The 21,562-nt window shown below is 72.6% G+C and carries 23 protein-coding genes; 8 read left to right on the forward strand and 15 right to left on the reverse strand.

Features of this window, described 5'->3' with window-relative positions; translation table 11 throughout:
* Nucleotides 1-32: 32 nt before the first annotated feature.
* Genes paaC through paaE form a run of 3 tightly spaced genes read left to right on the forward strand, consistent with a single transcriptional unit; the run spans nt 33 to nt 2,457 of the window.
* On the forward strand, nt 33-914 hold the full coding sequence (gene paaC, locus ACZ6R9_RS10875; protein ID WP_465537814.1) for a 1,2-phenylacetyl-CoA epoxidase subunit PaaC: 882 nt from the start codon (nt 33-35) through the stop codon (nt 912-914).
* Nucleotides 908-1,390, forward strand: coding sequence for a 1,2-phenylacetyl-CoA epoxidase subunit PaaD (gene paaD, locus ACZ6R9_RS10880; RefSeq protein WP_380484551.1), 483 nt, complete (start codon nt 908-910; stop codon nt 1,388-1,390). Before paaC ends, paaD begins: the two co-directional genes overlap by 7 nt.
* Nucleotides 1,390-2,457, forward strand: a complete 1,068-nt coding sequence (paaE, locus tag ACZ6R9_RS10885; protein WP_465537816.1) for a 1,2-phenylacetyl-CoA epoxidase subunit PaaE — start codon at nt 1,390-1,392, stop codon at nt 2,455-2,457. Before paaD ends, paaE begins: the two co-directional genes overlap by 1 nt.
* Nucleotides 2,458-2,463: 6 nt before the next feature.
* On the opposite strand, the gene ACZ6R9_RS10890 is transcribed toward paaE, so the two are convergent.
* The 3 genes from ACZ6R9_RS10890 to ACZ6R9_RS10900 all read right to left on the reverse strand — a co-directional run bounded on the left by ACZ6R9_RS10890 (nt 2,464) and on the right by ACZ6R9_RS10900 (nt 5,141).
* Entirely contained in the window at nt 2,464-3,570 is a 1,107-nt protein-coding gene (locus ACZ6R9_RS10890) for an NAD(P)-binding domain-containing protein (protein WP_465537818.1), read from the reverse strand.
* Between the two features lie 47 nt (nt 3,571-3,617).
* Nucleotides 3,618-4,520, reverse strand: a complete 903-nt coding sequence (locus tag ACZ6R9_RS10895) for an ATP-grasp domain-containing protein (protein WP_465537820.1) — start codon at nt 4,518-4,520, stop codon at nt 3,618-3,620.
* Nucleotides 4,521-4,766: 246 nt separating this feature from the next.
* On the reverse strand, nt 4,767-5,141 hold the full coding sequence (locus tag ACZ6R9_RS10900) for a YbjQ family protein (protein ID WP_380484559.1): 375 nt from the start codon (nt 5,139-5,141) through the stop codon (nt 4,767-4,769).
* A 155-nt stretch (nt 5,142-5,296) separates the two neighbouring features.
* Between ACZ6R9_RS10900 and ACZ6R9_RS10905 the strand changes: the two genes are divergently transcribed.
* Complete coding sequence (locus tag ACZ6R9_RS10905) at nt 5,297-6,214, forward strand: hypothetical protein (protein WP_465537823.1); 918 nt, start codon at nt 5,297-5,299, stop codon at nt 6,212-6,214.
* A gap of 17 nt (nt 6,215-6,231) precedes the next feature.
* Nucleotides 6,232-7,005 (forward strand): peptidyl-tRNA hydrolase, encoded by a 774-nt coding sequence (locus ACZ6R9_RS10910; RefSeq protein ID WP_465537825.1) that lies wholly within the window; start codon nt 6,232-6,234, stop codon nt 7,003-7,005.
* Nucleotides 7,006-7,306: 301 nt separating this feature from the next.
* On the opposite strand, the gene ACZ6R9_RS10915 is transcribed toward ACZ6R9_RS10910, so the two are convergent.
* The 3 genes from ACZ6R9_RS10915 to ACZ6R9_RS10925 form a co-directional block, all read right to left on the reverse strand.
* Nucleotides 7,307-7,657 (reverse strand): BP74-related protein, encoded by a 351-nt coding sequence (locus ACZ6R9_RS10915; RefSeq protein WP_465537826.1) that lies wholly within the window; start codon nt 7,655-7,657, stop codon nt 7,307-7,309.
* A gap of 516 nt (nt 7,658-8,173) precedes the next feature.
* Complete coding sequence (locus tag ACZ6R9_RS10920) at nt 8,174-9,097, reverse strand: DMT family transporter (RefSeq protein WP_380484567.1); 924 nt, start codon at nt 9,095-9,097, stop codon at nt 8,174-8,176.
* 308 nt (nt 9,098-9,405) lie between these two features.
* The gene (locus ACZ6R9_RS10925; RefSeq protein WP_465537829.1) at nt 9,406-10,353 is read right to left on the reverse strand and encodes an AraC family transcriptional regulator; all 948 of its coding nucleotides are present in this window, start codon (nt 10,351-10,353) and stop codon (nt 9,406-9,408) included.
* A gap of 168 nt (nt 10,354-10,521) precedes the next feature.
* Between ACZ6R9_RS10925 and ACZ6R9_RS10930 the strand changes: the two genes are divergently transcribed.
* The gene (locus tag ACZ6R9_RS10930) at nt 10,522-11,550 is read left to right on the forward strand and encodes a saccharopine dehydrogenase family protein (protein WP_380484571.1); all 1,029 of its coding nucleotides are present in this window, start codon (nt 10,522-10,524) and stop codon (nt 11,548-11,550) included.
* Here ACZ6R9_RS10930 and ACZ6R9_RS10935 read toward each other — a convergent pair.
* The 3 genes from ACZ6R9_RS10935 to ACZ6R9_RS10945 form a co-directional block, all read right to left on the reverse strand.
* Nucleotides 11,523-12,419, reverse strand: coding sequence for an NmrA family NAD(P)-binding protein (locus ACZ6R9_RS10935; RefSeq protein ID WP_465537831.1), 897 nt, complete (start codon nt 12,417-12,419; stop codon nt 11,523-11,525). The two genes, ACZ6R9_RS10930 and ACZ6R9_RS10935, sit on opposite strands and share 28 nt — an antisense overlap.
* 109 nt (nt 12,420-12,528) lie before the next feature.
* A complete protein-coding gene (locus tag ACZ6R9_RS10940; protein ID WP_465537833.1) occupies nt 12,529-12,993 on the reverse strand; it encodes a hypothetical protein in 465 nt (154 codons plus the stop codon).
* Between the two features lie 155 nt (nt 12,994-13,148).
* Nucleotides 13,149-13,667, reverse strand: a complete 519-nt coding sequence (locus ACZ6R9_RS10945) for a MarR family winged helix-turn-helix transcriptional regulator (RefSeq protein ID WP_380484576.1) — start codon at nt 13,665-13,667, stop codon at nt 13,149-13,151.
* Between the two features lie 280 nt (nt 13,668-13,947).
* Between ACZ6R9_RS10945 and ACZ6R9_RS10950 the strand changes: the two genes are divergently transcribed.
* On the forward strand, nt 13,948-14,664 hold the full coding sequence (locus ACZ6R9_RS10950) for a class I SAM-dependent methyltransferase (protein WP_465537836.1): 717 nt from the start codon (nt 13,948-13,950) through the stop codon (nt 14,662-14,664).
* Between the two features lie 202 nt (nt 14,665-14,866).
* On the opposite strand, the gene ACZ6R9_RS10955 is transcribed toward ACZ6R9_RS10950, so the two are convergent.
* The 5 genes from ACZ6R9_RS10955 to modA form a co-directional block, all read right to left on the reverse strand.
* Nucleotides 14,867-15,745, reverse strand: coding sequence for a glycosyltransferase family 2 protein (locus ACZ6R9_RS10955; protein WP_380484580.1), 879 nt, complete (start codon nt 15,743-15,745; stop codon nt 14,867-14,869).
* Between the two features lie 65 nt (nt 15,746-15,810).
* Nucleotides 15,811-16,290 (reverse strand): SMI1/KNR4 family protein, encoded by a 480-nt coding sequence (locus ACZ6R9_RS10960; protein ID WP_380484582.1) that lies wholly within the window; start codon nt 16,288-16,290, stop codon nt 15,811-15,813.
* A gap of 12 nt (nt 16,291-16,302) precedes the next feature.
* Entirely contained in the window at nt 16,303-17,376 is a 1,074-nt protein-coding gene (locus ACZ6R9_RS10965; RefSeq protein ID WP_380484832.1) for an ABC transporter ATP-binding protein, read from the reverse strand.
* Nucleotides 17,358-18,197, reverse strand: coding sequence for an ABC transporter permease (locus ACZ6R9_RS10970; RefSeq protein WP_465537838.1), 840 nt, complete (start codon nt 18,195-18,197; stop codon nt 17,358-17,360). The genes ACZ6R9_RS10965 and ACZ6R9_RS10970 overlap by 19 nt, the downstream gene beginning before the upstream one ends.
* Nucleotides 18,194-18,982 carry a molybdate ABC transporter substrate-binding protein gene (modA, locus tag ACZ6R9_RS10975; RefSeq protein ID WP_380484585.1) on the reverse strand — a complete coding sequence of 263 codons (789 nt, stop codon included), beginning with the start codon at nt 18,980-18,982 and terminating at the stop codon, nt 18,194-18,196. The genes ACZ6R9_RS10970 and modA overlap by 4 nt, the downstream gene beginning before the upstream one ends.
* A 268-nt stretch (nt 18,983-19,250) precedes the next feature.
* On the opposite strand from modA, the gene ACZ6R9_RS10980 reads away from it, so the two are divergent.
* Nucleotides 19,251-20,621 carry a cytochrome P450 gene (locus ACZ6R9_RS10980; protein ID WP_465537841.1) on the forward strand — a complete coding sequence of 457 codons (1,371 nt, stop codon included), beginning with the start codon at nt 19,251-19,253 and terminating at the stop codon, nt 20,619-20,621.
* 63 nt (nt 20,622-20,684) lie between these two features.
* Here ACZ6R9_RS10980 and ACZ6R9_RS10985 read toward each other — a convergent pair whose 3' ends face one another.
* A complete protein-coding gene (locus tag ACZ6R9_RS10985) occupies nt 20,685-21,482 on the reverse strand; it encodes an LppU/SCO3897 family protein (RefSeq protein ID WP_380484589.1) in 798 nt (265 codons plus the stop codon).
* Between the last annotated feature and the right edge of the window lie 80 nt (nt 21,483-21,562).

The raw sequence follows: 21,562 nt of genomic DNA on the forward strand, positions 1-21,562 counted from the left end.
CGCTCAGTCAATCATTCAGCAGGGAAGGCGACATGACCGACGACCACGTGTACCTCTCACTGGCCGACGCCGCCGGGGAGCCGGACGGCGAGGCCCGCTGGGCCTACGGCACGGGGTTCGCCGATCCGCTGCTGGGCGTGGACGCCGCGCCGCCGCCGGGGATCGACCCTGCGGACCTCGCGGCGTACTGCCTGATGCTGGGCGACGACGTGCTGGTGCTGTCCCAGCGGCTGATCCAATGGGTCACCCGGGCACCGGAGTTGGAGGAGGAGGTGGCGCTCGCCAACCTCGGCCTCGACCTGCTCGGGCAGGCCCGCCGACTGCTCACCCGGGCCGGGCAGCTGGACGGCACCGGCCGCAGCGAGGACGAACTCGCGTACTGGCGCGAGGACTTCGAGTACCGCAACGTGCGCCTGGTGGAGCTGGAGAACGACGACTTCGCGCAGTGCGTGGCCCGGCTGCTGATGTTCGCCACCGCCCGCGAGGAGCTGTACCGTCGGCTGGCCGGGCATCCGGACCCGGTGCTGGCGGCCGTCGCGGCGCTGGGCGTCAAGGAGTTGGCGTACCACCGGGAGTACGCGCAGTCCTGGGTGCTGCGGCTCGGCGACGGGACGGAGTACTCGCGCCGGCGGATGCAGGACGCGTTGACGGCGCTGTGGCCGTGGCTGGACGAGCTGTTCACCCCGCACGAGGTCGAACTGCGGCTCGGCGTAAACCCGTTGGAGCTGCGCGAACCCGTACTGACAAGCCTGGCAAAGGTGTTGGGGGAGGCCACGCTCAGCGTGCCCGAGACCGCGCCGCAGGCGTACGTCAACGGCCGGGCCGGACGGCACGGCGTGCACACCGAGGCGCTCGGCCCGCTGCTGGCGGAGCTCCAGGTGGTGGCCCGGGCGCACCCGGGGGCGACATGGTGACCACCGTCGAACGGGCCCGGGAGGTCGCGGCCGCAGTGCCCGACCCCGAACTGCCCATGCTCACCCTGGCCGACCTCGGCATCCTCGCCGACGTCGAGGAGCACGACGGGACGGTCACCGCCTGGCTCACGCCCACCTACTCCGGCTGCCCCGCCGTCGCCGAAATGGCCGGCGACGTGGCCCGGCGGCTGCGCGCGGCCGGCTTCGAGCAGGTCGAGGTGCGGCTGCGGATCGACCCGCCGTGGTCCAGCGACCGGATCAGCGCGGAGGGCCGCCGCAAGCTGGCAGAGTCGGGCATCGCCCCGCCGACTCCCGGGGGCCTCCTGACGCTCGGCCCGACCCGGCTGGCCGTGCCCTGCCCGCAGTGCGGTTCCACCGACACCGAGGAGCTCTCCCGGTTCGGCTCCACCGCCTGCAAGTCGCTGTGGCGGTGCCGCAGTTGCCGCGAACCCTTCGACCGGATCAAGGAGATCTGATGGCCGCCCGCCGCCCGCAGTTCCACCCGCTGCCGATCGGCAACCTGGAACGGCTCTGCGAGGACGCCGTCGCGGTGACCTTCGACGTACCGCCCGCGCTGGCCGAGGAGTTCACGTTCAAGCCCGGCCAGACGCTGACGCTGCGCCGGATCGTCGACGGGGTGGACGAGCGCCGCTCGTACTCGCTGTGCTCGCCGGTCGGCGGGCCACTGCGGATCGCCGTCCGCGAGGTGCCCGGCGGGCTGTTCTCGCACTGGCTGGTCGGCGAGGCCGCGATCGGCGAGATGGTCGAAGTCCTGCCGCCCAGCGGGGCGTTCACCGCCGACCCGGCCGAACCCGGCGAGCACGTGCTGATCGCCGCGGGCTCCGGCATCACCCCGATGCTGTCCATCGCCGGCTCCGTGCTGGCCGGCCACCCCGACTCGCGGGTCACCCTGCTGTACGGCAACCGGCGCAGCGACACGGTGATGTTCGCCGACGAGCTGGCCGATCTGAAGGACCGCTACCTGGGCCGGTTCCAGCTGGTGCACGTGCTGTCCCGGGAAAGCCGGGACGCCGAACTGCTCAGCGGCCGGCTCGACCCCGACCGGGTCAAGGCGCTGCTGGAGGCGCTGGTGGACGTCCCCGCCGTGGACCACTGGTGGCTGTGCGGGCCGTTCGGCCTGGTGGCGGACGCCAAGGCCCTGCTGGCCGAACTCGGCGTCCCCGCCGGGCGGGTGCACCAGGAACTGTTCCACGCCGAGGACGAGCGGGCCGAGGAACGCCACCTGGAACCCGTCCCCGACGCCGGGGCCAGCGAGGTCACGCTCGTGCTCGACGGCCGCTCCAGCACCCTCGCCCTGCCGCGCGACCGCTCCATCCTGGACGGTGCCCAACGCGCCCGCCCCGACCTGCCGTTCGCGTGCAAGGGCGGTGTCTGCGGCACCTGCCGCGCCCTGCTGTGCGAGGGCAAGGTCGAGATGCGGCGCAACTTCGCGCTGGAGGAGTCCGAACTGGCCGCCGGCTACGTCCTCACCTGCCAGGCCCGCCCGGTCTCCGACCAGGTCACCGTGGACTACGACCGGTAACTGCCGTCAGACGGCCGCGGATTGAGTGGCCGGTTGGGCGGCGGGTTGAGTGGCCGGTTGGGCGGCGGGTTGAGCCGCCGCTCGGTCGCGCAGCAGGTGGACGACCTCGTTGACCGCTGCGCGGCCGGCCCGGTTGGCGCCGACGGTGGACGCCGAAGGCCCGTAGCCGAGCAGGTGGATACGCGGGTCGTCGGTGACGCGGGTGCCGGTCATCCGGATGCCGCCACCCGGGCCGCGCAGGGCGAGCGGCGCAAGATGGGTGAGCTCGGCGCGGAAGCCCGTCGCCCAGATGATCACGTCCACCGCCAACTCCCGGTCGCCCCAAGCGACTCCGTGCTCGGTGAGGCGGTCGAACATCGGGCGGCGGTTCAGCACACCCAGCGCCTCGGCCCGGCGGTAGGCGACGCTCGGGCCGAGACCGGTGACCGAGACCACGCTGCGCACCGGCAGGCCCGCAGCCACCCGCTCCGCCACCTTGGCGACCACCTCGCGGCCGAACTCCGGGGTGAACGGCCCCTGGTGGACCACCGGCGGGGTACGCGTCACCCACACCGTCTCCGCGACCTCGCCCACCTCGGACAGCACCTGGATCGCCGAGGCCCCGCCACCGACCACCAGCACCCGCTGCCCGGCGAACTCCGCCGGGCCCCGGTAGTCCGCGTAGTGCAGCTGCCGGCCCGCGAAGTGCCCCGGATAGCGCGGCAGGAACGGCCGCGTCCAGGTACCGGTGGCGTTCAGCAGAGCTTGGGTGACCCAGCTGCCGGAGTCGGTCTCCACCAGCAGCCGCCCGTCCGGCCGGTCACGCACCGCCAGGACCTTCACCGGGCGCACCACGGGCAGGGCGTGCTGCGCCTCGTACGCGGCGAAGTAGCCGGGTACGGCGACCCGGGCCGGGGTGGCCGGGTCGGTGGCGGGCAGTTCGAAATCCGGCAGGTCGTGGAAGCCGTGCACGGTGGCCATCGTCAGCGACGGGGAGCGGTGCGCCCAGGCGCCGCCCGGGGCGTCGTCCGCGTCCAGCACCACGAAGCCGGTGTACGGGGCGAAGCCGCGACGGTGCAGGTGGTAGGCGGCGGACAGGCCGGCCTGGCCCGCGCCGATCACCAGCGCGTCCACCTCGCGGGGTTCAGCGGCGGGGGGCTCGGTCGTTGCACCTTGAACAGTCACGACCGTGAAACATCGCCCCGCGGCCGGGTGTTCCCGTTCCCGGGCAGCAGGCGCAGGGCGGCGGCGACCAGCGCCTCGGGGCCGTCCGGGCGCAGGTCCAGGAACAGCCGGGGCTCGGTGAGTTCGAGCTCGATCAGCGCGGGCGAGCCGTCCGGCAGGCGCACCACGTCGACCCGTGCGTAGAGCAGCTCCGCGCGCTGCGGGACCGCCGCCAGCACCTGCTCGGCGAGGGCGAGTTGGTCCTCGGCAGGCTCGCGGGCGACATCGGCGAAGCCGCCGCCGAGCATCGGGCCGCGGCGCACCGCGTGGCTGAACTCCCCGCCCAGGTACAGCAGCGAGGTCTCGCCCTCGTCCTCGACCATCGGCAGGTACGGCTGCACCATTGCGGTGCGGCCGACCGCGGTGAGGGCGGCGACGTGCGCGTGCGCCTCGGCGCGGTCGGTGGTGCGCAGGGTGTCGCGGGCGCCGGAGGAGACGGTCGGCTTCACCACCAGCTCCGGCCAGTCGGCGCCGGTGAGTTCCTCGCCCGGGGCGACCCAGACGGTGGGGACGATCGGCACCGCGGCGCCTGCGAGATCGCGCAGGTAGGTCTTGTCGGTGTTGTGCTCCAGCACCGGCACCGGATTGGCCAGCCGGGTCAGCGCGGCCGTCCGGCGGGACCAGGCGAGGAAGGCGTCGCGGTACAGGATGTAGTCCCAGACGCTGCGGATCAGCACCAGTTCGTAGCCGCTCCAGTCGACCGCCGGATCGTCCCAGACCGCCGCCTCCGCGGGCACCCCCGCCCGGGCGAACGCGGCCAGCACGGGAAGCATTTCGACGTCGTCCACGCCCCGGCAGGTGGCGTACGCGACCCTCGCCGGGCCGGGGTGTGCGGGAACGGGAGGCAGAGGGGTGCTCACGGGTGCTCCATGCGGTGCGGGGACGGACCGGCAGCGAGGCTCTTACGCACCCGTGAGCAGTGTCAACCGTATTACCGACTGTCAGGCAATATGACCACTCTGTGGCTGAGTTGGGCCGGTGGTCGAGCGGCTCGACGACCGACCCGGGTCGATGACCGAGCGGCTCGACGGTTGACTCGGGTCGGTGGTCGAGCGGCCCGATGGTCGAGTCGGGTCAGTGGCCGGACGGGATCCGGTCGAGTCGGGTCAGTGGTCGAGTGGCTCGATGACCGCCGCAGTGCCGTACGCGCACACCTCCGTGCCCACGTCGGCAGCCTCCGTGACATCGAAGCGCATCATCAGGACGGCGTTGCCGCCGCGCGCCCTGGTCTGCTCCACCAGCCGCTCCATCGCCTGGTTCCGGGTCTCCACCAGCGTCTTGGTGAGGCCCTTCAACTCGCCGCCCATCAGCGACTTCAGGCCCGCGCCGATCTGCGAGCCGAGGTGCCGCGAACGCACCGTCAGGCCGAACACCTCGCCGATCACCCGGACCACCTTGAAGCCGGGCACATCATTCGTGGTGACCACCAGCACGCCGCCGGACGGGTCCTGCCCGCCGCCGAAATCGTTCAGTTCACTCATGATTCCCACCTTCTGTCACGCTTCGGTCGGAACGCCAGCACGGCACACCGGGAAAACGCTTTCCCCGCCATCTCGGCAGGCCGCCAGGCCGCAGGATCGATCGGGATCGGGAGAGCCGATGGACATCGGACCCCCTGGTTTGTCAACCTGGTGCCATGGGCGAGCGAAGCGATCATCCACACGGGCCTGGCGCGGCGGAGGACTCCGGCGCGCAGGAGATCGAGGCCACCGTGGTGCTGGGCATCCGGATCACCGACTGGCCGGCGCTGCGGGCCGCCGCACAAGCGGCCGTCGAGGACCTGGACTTCGCCGGGATCGACCCCGAGGACCAGCGCCGCCAACTGTTGCGGGAAGTCACCGAAGACCCCAACGCGGCCCTCGGCGCCCTGCTCCACCCCGACCGGCTGGTCGCCTCCATCCCCGGCATCGAAGCCCTCGGCGGCACGCTGGAGATCAGCGTCACCGACGACTTCGCGCCCGACTTCGCCGAACTCTTCCCCCTGGACGACGCCGGCGACACCGGCGACTGGACCCTCACCCCGCGCACCGCGTGCCTGCTGCACACCCAGCTGATCGGCCTCTCCGACGCCGCCTACGAAGACCTCGACGAACACGGCGACGACCCCGTCACCGTCGTCGACGAAGCCGACTGGAGCGTCTTCGGCCGCCTCCAGCAACGCACCTGGAACCTGCACCGCGGCTGGCGGCGCGCCTTCGCCCGGGCCTTCGACGACCTCGCCGACGACCTCGCCCTCGGCGAATGGCCACTGCCCCGCAGCCTCGCGGAGGACGTCGCGCTGCGCCTCGCGCTCGCCGAAGCCCGCGCGCTGCTCGGCTCCCAACCGGAGTCCGTGGCCGACATGATGGGCGACCTGCCCGCCGACCTGTACGACTACGACTGGGACGGTTGCACCGACGAACTCTTCGGCGTCTACGGCCCGGAGGAGACCTCCGACGACCTGGACGCCGGGCAGCGGATCGACCAACTCCTCGCCGCCACGCACCCCGAGGGCTGGTTCCTCGGCTACCAGGACGCCGAGGAACGCGACCCCGGGCGGGGCTACCGGCGCTGAACTGGCATGCTGGTGGGGTGAGCTCACCCATCGACGTGCCCGGCGAACTTCCCTCGTCCGCTCCCGCTGTTCTGCCTGCGGTCGGCGGGCACGCGGAGGACCGCGACTCCCACGAGCAGTACGTGCTGCCGCTGGTGGTCCGGCTGGAGAAGGCCGAACCGCCCGGCCGGACGGACGCGCTGGAGACCTCGGCGCGGGCCGTGCTCACCCTGCTGTCCGACCCGCGGGTCACGGCCGGCGACGGCGAGTGGGCGGAGCGGGTCAAGGCCTGGGAGGACGCCCGGATCCGCAAGGTGGTGCGGCGGGCCCGCGGCGGCGAGTGGCGCAAGGCGAACGACCTGCCCGGCATCACCGTCACCGGCGAGAGCGCCGAGGTACGGGTCTTCCCGCCGATCCCGCTGGACGGCTGGCCCAAGGAACTCGCCAAACTCCAGGTCTCCGGCACCGAACTCGACGACACCACCCCGCCCGGCCCCGCACCCGAGGGCGTCCCCGTGCTGTGGCTCAACCCCGAGTTGCGGATGAGCGCCGGCAAGACCATGGCACAGACCGGCCACGCCGCCCAGCTCGCCTGGTGGGAGCTGGACGACGCACAGCGCAAGGAGTGGGCGGAAAGCGGTTTCCCGTTGGCGGTCAGGATCGCCACCCCCGCCGACTGGCCCGCCCTCACGGACGGCCGGCTCCCGGTCGTCCGCGACGCCGGCTTCACCGAGATCGCCCCCGGCAGCTGCACCGTGGCCTTCGAAGGCGGCGAACGCTACTGCCCCACCCCGCGCCTCCGGCGCCCGTGAGCGCACCACGCTGACCCCAACACGGCACTGTGGCGGGTGAACCGTGCGTGTTTCCGGAAGTCACGTGTCTCCGGCGGGACTTGAGGGGTCGGGATGAGGTTCCCTACGTCAGGCAAGAGGGGCGGTTGTCCCTACAGCGGCGTGCCGGCAAGCGTCGGCGCCCGGCTGGAGGCGGAGGCTGGTTGTTCCCGTCGCCAAGGTTGTGGCGCCCCAGTTGGGACCATCCCCGTGCGTGGGGAGCAGGGAATGTGGACCGGTCGTCTGCCCTGACGGGGGGCCGGGCAGACGGAGCAGCGGGGCCTCAGGTGTCGAGCTCGCGGGTGATCTTCGAGCGGGCGGGGGCCCAGATGCCGTCCGGCAGGAAGCCCTCCTCGCCGACCCGGTCCAACTGCATCGCGACGTAGTGCGCCGAAGCGTCGCAGTCGTCGTCCGCCTCGTCGAAGAACGTGATGCTGTCGGGAGCCAGGTGGAAGTTCCAGTCCGGGTTGTGGTCCGACTTCTCTGCGACGACTCGTCCCTGGACGTGGACTTTCGACGTCTCGAGTCCCGCCAGGACGGCCCGGGCCTGCTTGATCTTCTGCTCGTCGTCGAGTCGGAACACGAACTCGTCGTCGTTCGGTGCTGCTTGGAGACCGAAGCGGGAAGCCGCCATGGTGTGCCCCTCCGAGAGTTTGAATCAGCCGTATTCCGCGACGACGGTGGCCGGGACACCGGCCATGTCCGCGCCGATCCGCGGGCTTCGTCGGACGGGCAGGACGTTCCCGGTCCGGTTCGTCCCGGTGGCGGACTGCCGTCGGACCCGGACACTAATGCAGCGGAGGTCCCGGGATCGCTCATTGGCCCAGAACATCACCCGGAAGGCGGCGCCGAGAAACGGGGCCATCGGAATCCGGAATGCCGCCGGTCGGCCCGGCACAGTCACGGGACCGACCGCAACGCCTGTGCGGCTCCCAGGAGTACGGGGTTCAACGCCGCGCAGCGTGCGTCATGTGCCCGGGGCGTGAGCCGAGGCCCATCAGGTCGAGAGGTTGGTTCACCGACCGCACCACGCTGTCACCGGCTTTCGGCAGCAGCATGTGCTCAGGTGATTCGAACGGGGCGGCCCCGCGCGTCGGTTGGCGATCCGGCCGGATGAGGCCGGTCAGGATTGACCGGCCTCGTTGCCCGGTCAGCCGGTCTTGGCCGGTCGCGACTCGGCGATTGCGAGGGCGGCGATGGCCACGAGCATCAGCAGTGTGCCGATGACCGTGGCCGTGGTGAGTTGCTCACCGAGGAACAGCACGGCGAGTGCCGCCGCGCTGACCGGCTCGATGAGCATCACCACCGAGGCGGTAGCGGCCCGCACAGCGGCCGCTCCGGCGAAGTACAGCGGGTACGCGAGTGCGGTGGTGACGGTGGCGATGTAGAGCATCAGCAGCACGACGTGGCCCGGGTGGGCGGTGTGCGGTACGAGACCCTCGGCCTGGGCGAACGGCAGCATGGCGGCGGCACCGACGGCGAATGACCCCACCGTGAGGGTGCAGGGGTCCTCGCCACCGCCCTGACGTCCGGTCCACCGGCCCAGGATGGTGGAGACGGCGTACCCGGCGGCGGACAGCAGCGCCATTCCCACGCCGACGGGGTGGACGGCCCCGGCCTGGTTGCCCAGGACCAGGATCGTCAGGCCGGCCAGCGCGCCGGCGACGGCGAGCAGCCCGGCACGTCCGATGCGCTCGCCCAGGAACAGGCGCCCGCCGGCGGTGGTGAACACCGGGGCGGCCCCCAGCGTGACGATGGTGCCCACCGCCAGGCCCGTGTCCTTCACGGCGGCGAAGTAGGCGGTCTGGAAGACGGCCAGGCCGATGCCGGTGCCCACGAACAGCAGGGCGCGGCGGCCCGGCGGTTGCGGGGTCCGCGGTGTCTTGAGCGCAGGACGGAAGGCACGGGCCGCGAGCAGCAGCACCACGCCGGTCAGGAAGCGCCAGAACGAGACGGCCATGGGCCCGAAGTCGCTGGATTGGTAGACGACTTCCACGGCGGCCCCGGTAGTACCCCAGGTGACGCCGGCGAATGCCAGACAGGAAAGGCCGCGGCGCACGGATCGGGGCGCCATCACGGGGGCAGAGGTCGTTGCGACAGCAGTTTTCGACACGAAGGATCTCCGGAGGGAGCGGATGGTCGTGGTCTCGCGTCTGCGGGCACAACCAATCAGCGCGTCGCGGCCGTTGGCCCAGCTACGCGCCGGTGTCGATGGCGACCCGCCTCAGAGGACGGGCGGCGAGAGAACTGCTGCGAAAGACATGGCCTCCACGTTACGGCACCGCAGGTAGGCCTCTGCACCAGTTGCGGCCACACCGCCGTATCACCGCAGTACCGGGCCGGAATCGAAGACAGGGCGGCCGGAATGGTGAGGTCGGCGGTTCACCTCACGAGATCGGCCTGCCTGGCGAGGGACGATGGGGTGTTGCGGTACTGGCCCGGTGCGGTGTCGAACTCGCGCTTGAATGCCTTGGCGAAGGCGTACTCGGAGGTGTAGCCGGCACGTTCGGCGACCGAGCGCAGGGGCAGGGCGGTCTCGCGCAGGGTCCGGGCCGCCGTGGTCAGCCGCCACCAGGTGAGGTAGGCGAGAGGCGGGGAACCTACCGTTGCGGTGAAGCGCTGGGCGAAGGAGGAGCGGGACAGGCCCGCGTGTGCGGCGAGGGACTGGACGGTCCAGGGGTGTGCGGGATCGCGGTGGATGGCGCGCAGCGCGGCGGCGACCGCTGGATCGCGCAGGGCCGCTCCCCAGCCGGTGCCGGTGTGCTGGGTCTGCTCGTCGTGCCAGGTTCGCAGGATCAGCAGGAGCAGGACCTCCAGGAGTGCGGAGACGACCGAGGAGCTTCCCGGCAGCGGTTCGGTGGTGAGTTCGCGGTCCAGGAGGTTGACGGCGCCGCGCAGTGAGGCGTTCGCTCCGGCGTGTGCCCGCAGGTGGACGACGTCGGGCATTTCGGCGAGGAGGGGGTGGATGCGGGACCGGTCGAGGCGGTAGGCGCCGCAGAGCATGGTGGTGCCGATGCCCCGGAGTGCGGGTTCGGTGTCGCGGGTGACGGGTTCGGCCGGGCGTGCTGGGCCGGCGGCGGTCGGGGGCGTGTGCCGGGTGTCCGTGATGGCGTGCCCGAGTTCGCGAGGCAGGAAGGCGATGTCGCCGGAGTCGAGCCGGATCGGTTCGCCGCGTGCCGGGAGCAGCCAGCAGGAGCCCTGGAGAATCGCGTGGAAGCCCGCACCGTCCTGCGGCTGGAAGCGGGTGCCCCAGGGTGGGGTCAGGTGGGTGCGTGATGCGTGGGGGACGCCGGTACGCATAGCGGCCACGGCGTCGCTCAGTACGTCCATCGTCTCAACGTACCGGCCGACTTGGCCGGGTCGGTCCGGCTGGACGATCGGACATCGAGTGCGGATCTTCGAGCATGGGAACGTGCCCCGCGGGTTCCTACCGTGGTCGTCGAGCGGACAGGCCGTCCGCTCGGCATGAACGCGGGAACAGAATGTGGGGCAGGTGGCATGAGGATTGCCGTGTACGGTGCGAGCGGGTTCACCGGAGGACTGGTCGTCGCCGAGCTGTACCGCCGGGGCATCACACCGGTACCGGTGGGCCGCAGTCGGGAACGTCTTGACGCCGCGGTGGTGAAGGCCGGCGCCGAGGGGGCCGAGGTCAGGATCGCCGATCTGGCTGACCACGATGCGCTGGTCGCCGCGTTCGCCGACTGCGACGCCGTGGTCAACTGCGCGGGCCCGTTCACGCCGTGGGGAGAGCCGGTGGTCAGGGCAGCGATCGCCGCCGGGACCGCGTATGTGGACACCACGGGCGAACAGGGCTATCTGAAGCGGGTTTTCGACGAGCTGGGCCCGGTCGCCGAACGTGCCGGGGTGAGCGTGGTCCCCGCGATGGCCGATGACGGTGGTCCCGGCGACCTGATCGCCCGTCTGACAGCGGCCCGCGTGAGCGGCCCGATCGACGGCCTGTTGGTCGCCGACCTGCGCCGGGCCGGCGGCGAGGCCTCGCGCGGGACGGCCCGTTCGATGGCTTCGGTCTTCGCCCAGGGGCCGCTGGAGTATGCCGACGGCGTCTGGCGGCCGGCCGCCGGCTGCCCGGTGGAGTCGGTCGTGCCGCCGGGCGAGACCGTGGCCGTACCCGTGACGGCCTTCGCGCTGCCGGGTGTGGTCACCGTTCCCCGCCATGTGACCGCCCGTCGGGTCCACAGCGCCATCCGGGCCGACGTGGCCGCGCTGTTCGCCTCGCTGACCCCGGAGGTGATCGACAGCGTTCCGGAGATGGTCTCGGACGAGGCCAGGGCGAACGGCCGGTGGCTGATGATGGCCGAGGCCACCGGCCGTGACGGAGAGATCGCCAGGGGATGGGTGACCGGCCCCGACGGGTACGGCCTCACCGCGGTGATCGCCGCCGAGGGTGCCCGCCGTCTCGCCGCGGGAGGTACGCCTCCGGGCGTGCTGGCACCCGCGCAGGCCTACGACGCGGCAGACTTCCTCGACTTCCTGGCGCCTTACGGGGTCGGCTGGCAACTGACCTGAGTGTCGGCGGGGTTTGGTGCCCAGAAGTGGGTGCGGTGTTCGTTCAGGAAGGCATCGAGCGTGCGGGGCGGCCGGCCGAGGATATCGGTGACGGTGCTTGTGGGGAACTCGGGCCGGGCGATGGCGAGTTGTTGGATCTCCACGACGTGGTCGGCGAGCCAGCCGGGCAGGCCGGCCTGGTGGACGAGATTGTCGCGCAGCTCGTCCGGAGCGAGGTCGATGTACTGGATCCGGCGGCCGGTCAGTTCGGTCAGCCGGGCGGCGAGGTCGGGGTGGGAGACGGCTTTCGGTCCGGTCAGCGTGTAGGTGCCGCCCGCGAGGTGGCGCCGGGTGAGCACGGCGGCCGCGACATCGCCGATGTCGCGGCAGTCGATGTAGTTGCAGGGCGCGTCCCGCATGGCGCCGAGGACGAATCCCTGGGCCACGGCGGGCGCGAGGCGCAGCAGGTTCTGCATGAACGCGTAGGGGCGCAGCACGGTGCCGGTGAGTCCGGAGGCGTGCAGGTGTTCCTCGACGGCGTGGTGTCCGCGGGATATCGCGACGGGTGACCCGGGCTCGGCGGCGGGGGCGGAGAGCTTGACGATGTGTCCGATTCCGCTGTGGGCGGCGATGTCGATGACGCGGGTTTCGAGTTCGACCTGTGCGGGGCTGTTGGCCATGGCAAGGAAGAGCTGGTCGGCGCCCGAGAAGGCGGTGCGCAGCGAGTCGGGGTCGCCGGCGTCGGCGTACCGGACCTCGACGTGCCGGTCGTGCGGGCCGGCGGCGCCGGGGAGCGGTCGGTGCGGGGTGCGGGTGAGGGCGCGGACGGGGACCTCGAGGGCGCGCAGGCTGTGGAGCAGGGCGGTCCCGGTGGTTCCGGTCGCTCCCATGACAACGATCATCGGGTGTCTCCTCGGTGCTTGGTGGCGTCTGCGGCAGCCGGTGCCGCCGGGGTGGGGTCGGTGCGTTCGGGCGCCGGTGCCCGGGTGTCGGGGCCGGTCACGGCCGGGCTTTCGCGAGGGTGCCGCGCCAGCGCAGGGTGACGATGGTGGTGGCGAGGACGGCGGAGACGGGCAGGTCGATGCGCAGTCGCCGCAGCCAGGGGGCGGCGTGGACCGAGGTGCGGGCGGGCAGCCACTCGGCGGCGAACCATCCCAGCGCTGCCGCCACACCGGTGGTCGCACCGACGAGCAGCGCGGTCAGGACGACGCGCGGCAGGGTCGTGGTCCAGCGTCGCGGCTGCCCGCCGTGCCGCAGCCAGGCGCCGACCAGGAACGCCACCACCGCGGAAGTGCCGGCGATGGAGGTGCAGGCCGCCACTGTCAGGTCCGCCTGTCCGGTGACGACTCCCGCGGTACCTGCCATCAGGGCGGGGGCGGCGTAGGCGGTCACCACCTCGCGCCACAGCGTGAACGGCCGGGCGGCCGCCCGGCTCGGGCCGGTTCTGTCGTTCGTTGCGGGCATCTTGGCCTCTTCATCTCGTTGGAGTCCGAAAGGCGAAAGGTGTGGCCGGGTCGTTGACGGGCCTTTCGCGGCAGGGTAATTAGTTGGCTAATTACTGCCTCGTGAAAAGGGCTCCCGTCCACGGGACGGGAGCCCGGGCCCGGTGGTCGGCCGGGTCAGTCGGCGGTCAGGGCCGAACTGCCGCGCACGACACGCGCGAGCAGGTCCAGGAACACCGTGCGTTCCTCGACGGTGAGCCCTGCGACCATCGCCTCCAGTCGCCCGAAATGCTCGGGCGCCATGTCGCGCAGGCGCTGCGCACCGCGCGCGGTCAGGACCGCGACCGTGCCGCGCCCGTCCTCGGTGGACGGGCGCCTGGCGATCAGGCCCTCGCGCTCCAGGCCGTCCAGCAGGCCGGTGACCGTGGCCCTGGAGACATCGAGGTCGGCCGCAAGTTGCGAGGGGGACTTCTCTCCGCCGTGGCCTTCGAGGTCCGAGAGCAGCCGGTAGCGGCCCGTCGACAGCCCGAACCTGGCGAAGTGGGCCTCGGCCGCCCGGCCGACCCTCGCACCCGCGGAGATCAGCCGCACCGCGACCAGTACCGCCTGCGGGTCCGTCTCCAGGCCGTAGTGCCGCAGCTGCCATCCGGCCTGCTCCAGTGTGGGCTGCTCGCCGTCGGCCTCGTTCCTCGTCATGCAAGTAATATGGCGGCTAATGACTTGAGGTGTCAAGGCGCTGCGATCCCCAGGCGGATGGTGGGGCGATCGGCAGACGAGGGCGAGGGCCGCGCGCTGCGGGGAGGAGGGGACGTCGACACCGCGGTTGCTCCTGGCCCGGAGTGCGCATGGGCGTGGGGAGGGATGCCAACGCCCGATCATCGGGGGCGAGTTGTGTCCCATCGATGGGTGTGGCGCCCGGTGTTCTGGCACTCTGGTGCACGGCATGTCCGAACCGGTCCGGTCAGGAGAGTGTTCGATGGCAGCGAGGGAGCAGGAACCCGCCCAGTACGACGCCATCGGCGAGCGGTACGCCGACTTCAAGCGCAACCACGGCGGCTCGCCCGAGGAGCCCGCGGTACGCGCCCTGCTCGGGGATCTCGCGGGAGCCCGGGTCCTCGACCTGGCCTGCGGGTTCGGCCGCTACACCCGGCTGGCCAAGGAGCTCGGTGCCGCGCACGCCGAGGGGGTGGACGTCTCCGCGGAGATGGTGGCGCTGGCCCGGGGAGAAGAGGCGCGGAGCCCTGTGGGGGTCGTGTACCACCAGTACGACGCGGCCGCGCTGCCGGTGCTGGGCGTTTTTGACGCGGCGGTGGCCGTCTGGCTGTTCAACTACGCCGAGGACCCCGGGCGGATGGCCGACATGTTCAGCGGCATCCGCGCCAACCTCGCCCCCGGCGGCCGCCTGGTCGCGGTGACGGTCCACCCCGGTTACGACCCGGCCGACCCGGACCGGCAGCCCGTCGGGGCGTGTGTGACGGCGGCCCGGCCCGTACCGAGGGGCACCGCTCTCGTCCTGGAGTTCCCGGTCGAGCCACCGGTCGTGCTGGCGTTCACCCGCTGGGACGCGGACGTCTACGAGAAGTCCGCCCGCCAGGCCGGTTTCACCGACCTGACCTGGCACCCCGTCCGGAATCCGGCGTCGGAGCTGCCGGGAGGGGAGGATCCGTTCATCGTCGCCCTGGTCTGCGCCTGACCGGACGGGCGGGCGGCTGCGGCCTGTGCTCACGGGGCCTGTGCTCATCGGCAGGGGGGCAGGGTGGGGCGGTCCTCGGTGCGGACGGCGGGGAGCCAGGGGCAGCCTGGCTCAGGCGCCGGACTGCGCCAACGGATTTGATGCGCCCGCGAATCCGGGCGCGGGGCGGGCGGGCAGCGGAGGGGCGGGCAGTGGCGGGGCGTCAGATCAGGGGCGGGCGGCCGAGGCGGGTGAGGTGCCACACGGTGTGCCAGCGCATGGGGCGGCGGGGTGGGCAGGAGGTGCGGAGGCCCTCGGCGAAGCCGGCGAACCAGGAGGCCAGGCCGGGGAGGGAGCGGGTGCGGGCGAGGGTGAGCAGCAGCCAGGTGGCGAGGTAGAGGGGGACGAGGGCGGCGGGGAGGCGGCGCTTGGCGAGCCAGACGCGGTTGCGGGCCGTGTAGCGGTAGTAGACGGCGTGCCGGGCCGGGGAGGTCTTCGGGTGCTGGAGGACCACCTGCGGGTCGTAGTGGATGGTCCAGCCGTCGTCCAGGGCGCGCCAGGCGAGGTCGGTCTCCTCGTGGCCGAAGCGGAACTCGCCCGCCCACAGGCCGGTTCGGCGCAGCATCGGCACCGAGAGGGCGTGGCCGCCGCCGAGGAACGCGGTGACCAGGCCGGCCCGCATCGGGTCGGACGCCCGCAGGCGGGGGACGTGGCGGCGCTGGGTCTCGCCGTGCTCGTCCGCGATCCGGAACGCGACGATCCCCAACTGCGGCTGCGCGGCGTACCGTTCGGCGACGCGCCGGAAGACGTCGTCGGCGATCAGCAGCCCGTCGTCGTCCAGCTCGATCACCACGTCGATGTCGCCGGCGTCCAGCAGCGCCTGGAGGCCGACGTTGCGCGCCCCCGGGCAGCCCGGGTTGTCGGTGAGGGGGAGTTTCTCGATCCCCGGCCGCACGACCTCGGTGAGCGGGCAGGCGCTGCCGACCAGCACGACCCGCTGCGCGGGGAGGGTCTGGCGGTCCACCGAGTCGAGCAGGGCGGCGAGTTCGCGCGGGCGGTTGCCCATGGTGACGATCACGACGCCGATCCGTGGTGCGCTCATCAGCTGGACTCCGGTGCGGGGCGGGCAGGTTCGGCCCCGATGGTAGCGCGGTGCGGGAAGGGCGATCAGTCGTCGAACGCGCTTGCGGAGGTGAGCTGTTCGAGGAAGGTGCGGAGGTCGGGGGCGAGGGCGAGTTCGGTGCCGTCCTCGGCGTCGAGCCAGGTGACGGAGGGTTCGCCGTGCGGGCCGCAGACGCGGTAGTCGAGGGCGATCCAGTAGTGGCCGTCGCCGCACAGCAGGACCACGGGCGAGGGCAGCTCCCACTCGTCGATCAGGTACGGGGTGTCGAGCAGCGAGAGCGCGTCCGGCCGGTGGCCGATGCCGAGCAGGTGGTCGAACGGGACGTGGTCGGTGCTCCAGGAGGTGGGTCGCCGGGTCGGGAAGGCGGCGAACGCGTCCGCGATGCCGCCGCCGTTGCGATGGCGCAGCAGGGCGAGCAGCTCGGCGGGCAGGGTGACGCCGAGCAGGTGTTGTGCGTCGGCGACGGCGTCCTCGGTGAGCGGGGGCTGGGTGAGGGCGAGGGAGTTGTCCGAGAAGAGGTGCACCGGGGCAGGATCTCAGGCCGGGTACGCGTGGGTCCGGGTGGCCTTGACGGCGGCCCAGACGCGGGTGCCGGGGGTGAGGTCGAGGTCGGCGGCGGCGGTGGGGGTGAGGTCGGCGGCGAGGGGGAGCGGGCCGGTGAGGTCGACGCGGAAGCGGTCGCCGTGGAGGTCGAGGCCGGCGACGGTGCAGGGGTAGAGGTTGCGGGCGCTGGTCTCGGGGCGGTGGCGGTGCAGGGTGACCGCGTCGGGCGGGAAGGCGACGAACGCGGGGCCGGTCAACTCCTCGTCAGTGGTGAGGACTTGGCCCTCGGGGAGGGTGACGTGGCGGCCGTCGGCGGTGCCCTGGTACAGGTTGAGGCCGACCAGGCGGGCGATGTAGTCGGTGCGCGGCCGGCGGGCGACCTCCGCGGGGCGGCCGGTCTGGACGACCTGGCCGGCCTCGATGACGACGAGGCGGTCGGCGAGCACCATCGCGTCCAGCGGGTCGTGCGTGACGAGGACCGCGACGGCGTCGAACTCGGCCAGGTGGCGGCGGAGTTCGGCGCGGACGTCGAGCCTGGTGCGGGCGTCGAGGGCGGCCAGCGGCTCGTCCAGCAGCAGCAGGCGGGGGCGGACGGCGAGAGCGCGGGCGAGGGCGACGCGCTGGGCCTGGCCGCCGGAGAGCTTCGCGGGGCGGCGCCCGGCGTGCTCGGCGAGGCCCATGCGTTCGAGCCAGGGCAGTGCCTCGGCGCGGGCGGCGGCGCGGCGAAGTCCCTTGCAGCGCAGGCCGAAGGCGACGTTGTCGAGTGCGGACAGGTGGGGGAACAGCAGGTAGTCCTGGAAGACCACGCCGATCGGACGCTGCTCGGCGGGAAGGAAGACGCCGGCGGCGGGGGAGTCCCACTCCGAGCCGTCGAGGGCGAGCCGGCCGGAGGTGAGCGGGAGCAGCCCGGCGAGGGCGCGCAGCGCGGTGGACTTGCCGGCGCCGTTCGGGCCGAGCAGGGCGAGGACTTCGCCGGGCTGCGCGGAGAACGCGACGTCGAGGGTGAAGGTGTCACGGGCGACGCACAGGCGGGCGTCCAGAGCGGCGGTCACGGGGTGGACATCCAGCGGTTGCGCAGTCCGGCGAGGACGGCGACGGAAACGGTGAGCAGGATCAGGCTGAGCGCGATCGCCGCCTCCGGATCCGACTCCATGGCGAGGTACACGGCCAGCGGCATGGTCTGGGTGCGGCCCGGGAAGTTGCCGGCGAAGGTGATGGTCGCGCCGAACTCGCCGAGCGCGCGCGCCCAGGCGAGCACCGCGCCCGCGCCGATGCCGGGGGCGACCAGCGGCAGGGTGACCCGGCGGAAGGCGGTGAGCCGGGACGCCCCGAGGGTGGCGGCGGCCTCCTCGTAGCGCGGGTCGGCGGCGCGCAGCGCGCCCTCCACGCTGATCACCAGGAACGGCATGGCGACGAAGGTCTCGGCGACCACCACGCCCGCGGTGGTGAACGGGAGGGTGATGCCGGTCGCCGAGTCCAGCCAGCGGCCGACGATGCCGTTGCGCCCGAGCACCAGCAGCAGCGCGACGCCGCCGACCACCGGCGGCAGCACCAGGGGCAGGGTGACCAGGGCGCGCAGCAGCCGGCGGCCGGGGAACTCGGTGCGGGCCAGCAGCCAGGCCAGCGGGACGCCGAGCAGCAGCGAGACGCCGGTGGCGGCGGTCGCGGAGATCAGCGACAGCCGCAGCGCCTGCCAGACCTCGGGGCCGGTGAGCAGCGCGGGCAGCGCGCTCCACGGGGCGCGGATCAGCAGCCCGAGCAGCGGCAGGACGAGGAAGGCGAGGCCGAGCAGCGCGGGCAGCAGCAGCGCGGCGGGGGGACGAGTGGTCCCCCGGGGCCGCCGCCGGCCCCGGGGGTGTGGTGCGGTGGTGGTTCGGGGAGTGCTCACGGCACCTGGAAGCCGGCCTCGGTGAGCACCCGGCGGGCGTCCATGGAGTTCAGGTAGCCGAGGAACGCCGCCGCGCCGTTGGCGTTGGGCGCCTTGCCGAGGGCGACGACCGGATAGTCGTTGACGGCCTGCGCGGCCTCGGGGAACTCCACGCCGTCGATCTTCGCGGCGTCCGCCTTCACGTCGGTGCGGTACACCAGCGAGGCGTCCACCTCGCCGAGTTCGACCTTGGTGAGCGCGCCCTTGACGTCCTGCTCGTAGGTGGCCGGGGTGAGTTCCACCCCGGCGGCCTTCAGCGCGGTGGCGGCGGCCTCGCCGCACGGCACCTCCTTGGCGCACAGCGCGGTCTTCGCGCCGCCGAGGTCCTTCAGACCGGCGATGTGCTTCGGGTTGCCCTTGGCGACGGCGATCTCCAGCGTGTTGCGCACGAACACCCTCGGGTCCTCGCCGGTCAGCTTGGCGTCCGTGACGGTCTTCATGGTGGCGGGGCTGGCCGCGGCGAACACGTCCGCGGGCGCGCCGGAGACGATGCTCCGGGCGAGAGCCGAGGAGCCGCCGAAGTTGAAGCTCACCTTGGTGCCCGGGTAGGCGGCCTCGAAGCGCTTGCCGAGCTCGGTGAAGGACTCCTTGAGCGAGGCCGCCGCGAACACCGTCACCGTGCCCCCGACCTTGGGGGCGTTCTGCGCCGAGTTGTTCGACGGGGAGTTGTTGGCGGTGCACGCGGTCAGCGCCGCCGCGAGGGCGAGCACGGCGGTGGCGGCGAGGAGACTTCGGGCGCTGCGCATGAGTGGATTCCCCTGCTGGTGAGGCGGTGGCGGCGACGGTCGGGGGCCGATCAGCCGATCATAGTGCCGCAACTGCGGGGCTCAACAGGCGGACCCCCTCGCACCAGCGAGCACAAGCCGAACTCAAGGGCCGCATGTGCCACACCTCATGCGCCATGTCCGGCCAGTGATCACGACTCTCGCCATGTTCCGCCGCCCGGGAGATACTGACGAAGTGTCAGCGAACCCCTGCCGTCCGGGGTTCGCCCGCCGACGGAGGGGGAAATCCATGACCGCGACCACCCGCGTGCCCGGCCCGGCCGGACTGCCGCTGATCGGCTCGTTGCTCGACCTCAAGCGCAACCCGCTCGCCACCTACGTCGCCGCCCAGCGCGACCACGGCGACGTGGTGCGCATCCAGGCCGGCCCGCCCGGGCTGCGCGGCGAGTTCTACCTGGTCACCTCGCCCGAGGGCGCCCAGCAGGTGCTGGCCACCGAAGCGGCCAACTTCCGCAAGGACAACGTCTTCTACGGCGAGATCCGGGGCAGCTTCGGCAACGGCCTGCTCACCTCCCAGGACGAGGACTACCTGCGCCAGCGCCGCCTGGTCCAGCCGCTGTTCACCCGCCGCCGGGTCGACCGGTACGCGGACGCCATCGGCATCGAGGCCGAATCGCTGGTGCGGCGCTGGGCCGCCGCCCCCGGCGCGACGGTGGACGCCGCCGACGAGATGTCCCGCTTCGCGCTGCGCACGGTGGCCCGCATCCTGTTCGGCCAGGACGTCGAGCAGGCCGTGGAGACCGTCCACCACGCCTTCCCGATCCTCGGCGCGTTCGTCCGCGACCGCGGCTTCGCCCCCGTCCGGCTGCCCCGCGAATGGCCACTGCCCGGCCACCGCAGGGCACTTGAGGCCGAACGTGCGCTGTACGCGGTGTGCGACGGGATCATCGCCCGGCGCGCCGCGGAGGGCGACACCGAGGAGCGGGACGGGGAGGACCTGCTCGGCCTGCTCGCCAAGGCCCGCGACGAGGACGGCAACCAGCTCGACGCCACCGAACTGCGCGAACAGGTGCTGATCTTCCTGCTGGCCGGACACGAGACCACCGCCACCTCGCTGACCTTCGCCCTGCACCTGCTCGGCAAGCACCCCCAGCAGCAGCGCCTCGCCCATCAGGAGGCCGCCGAGCTGCTCGCCGACGGGCGCCGCCCCACCGCTGCCGACTACACCCAACTCCCGTACATGACACGGGCGTTGAAGGAGGCGATGCGCCTCTACCCGGCCGCGCCCTCGGTCGGCCGGCGGGCCGTCAAGTCCGCCGTGGTCGGCGGCGTCGAGATCCCGGCCGGCGCGGACGTGCTGATCGCCCCGTACGTGACGCACCGCCACCCCGGCCACTGGGAGGACCCCGAGCGCTTCGACCCCGACCGGTTCACCCCCGAGCGTGAGGCCGCCCGTCACCGCTACGCCTGGTACCCGTTCGGCGGCGGCCCGCGGGCCTGCATCGGCCAGCACTTCTCGATGCTGGAGTCGGTGCTCGCGCTGGCCGTGCTGCTGCGGGAGTTCGAGATCACCGCCGTGGACACCGAGGTTCCGCTCGGCCAGGGCATCACCCTGGAGGCGCGCGGCCCGGTGCGGCTGAAGCTGACGCCGCGCGGCTGACCGACGCGGGACCGCCCGCCCCCGGCAAGACGCGGGGGCGGGCGGTCCGAAGGCCGGGTGGGGTCAGACGGAGTTGTGCAGCGCCACCAGGCAGAGGGTGACGGGGTGGGCGCCGCTGTCCCGGACGAGCCGGTTGTCGCTCTCGGGGTAGGCGTCGCAGGCGTCATCAGCGGTCGAGGTGGATCGGCCGACCACCTTGGAGTCCGCGTTCGCGGCACGGCAGTCGACCACGACGATGAAGGCGCGGGTGGAACTGCCGGCCTGGTGCAGGCAGTCGCCGACCTTCACGTTCGCCGGGTCGGCGGCGCTGGAGGTGGGGGCCGGGTAGGGGCTGACGTTCACCCGGGTCGGGGCGGGGCCGGAGCCCGTGTCGCGCCAGGAGTGGCCGCCGTTCCAGACCAGCGCGGAGACCAGCAGCACCGGCAGCAGCAGGCCGAGGATCTCCACCCGCTGCCACAGCGGACGGCCCACCGGCATCGGGGTGCGCGGCGCGCCCGGCAGCGGCGCGGGCAGCCGGCGGACCGCGGACCAGGCCCCCAGGTTGCTCAGCATGGTGATCGGGTTGATCAGCAGCGAGCCGATGCCCCACCAGCCCTGCCACAGGCTCTTCGAGGTCATCCGACGCACCGTCGCCAGTCCGCAGTCGCGGCAGAACGGGCCCCGCAGCTTGAGGAAGCGCATGAGCACCACGAAGCCCTGGTGGCCACGGACCGTGGTCTCCACGGCCGGGACCGAGCCACAGAAGCAGCAGAACGGGCCGTGGAGCTGCGCCAGCGGGGCGGAAGCGGTCTCGGCACCCGGAGCGGCGAACGCGGGAGCGGCGAACGCGTCGGTCGGCGGGGGCGGGACGGGATTGGACACGTAGATCCTCGAATTGATGTTCCAACTGGAAAGTACGCGGAGAGTAGCGGGTCGGGCCGACAGCCCGCACCTCGGAAAGG

This window comes from Kitasatospora sp. NPDC048662, from assembly GCF_055587065.1.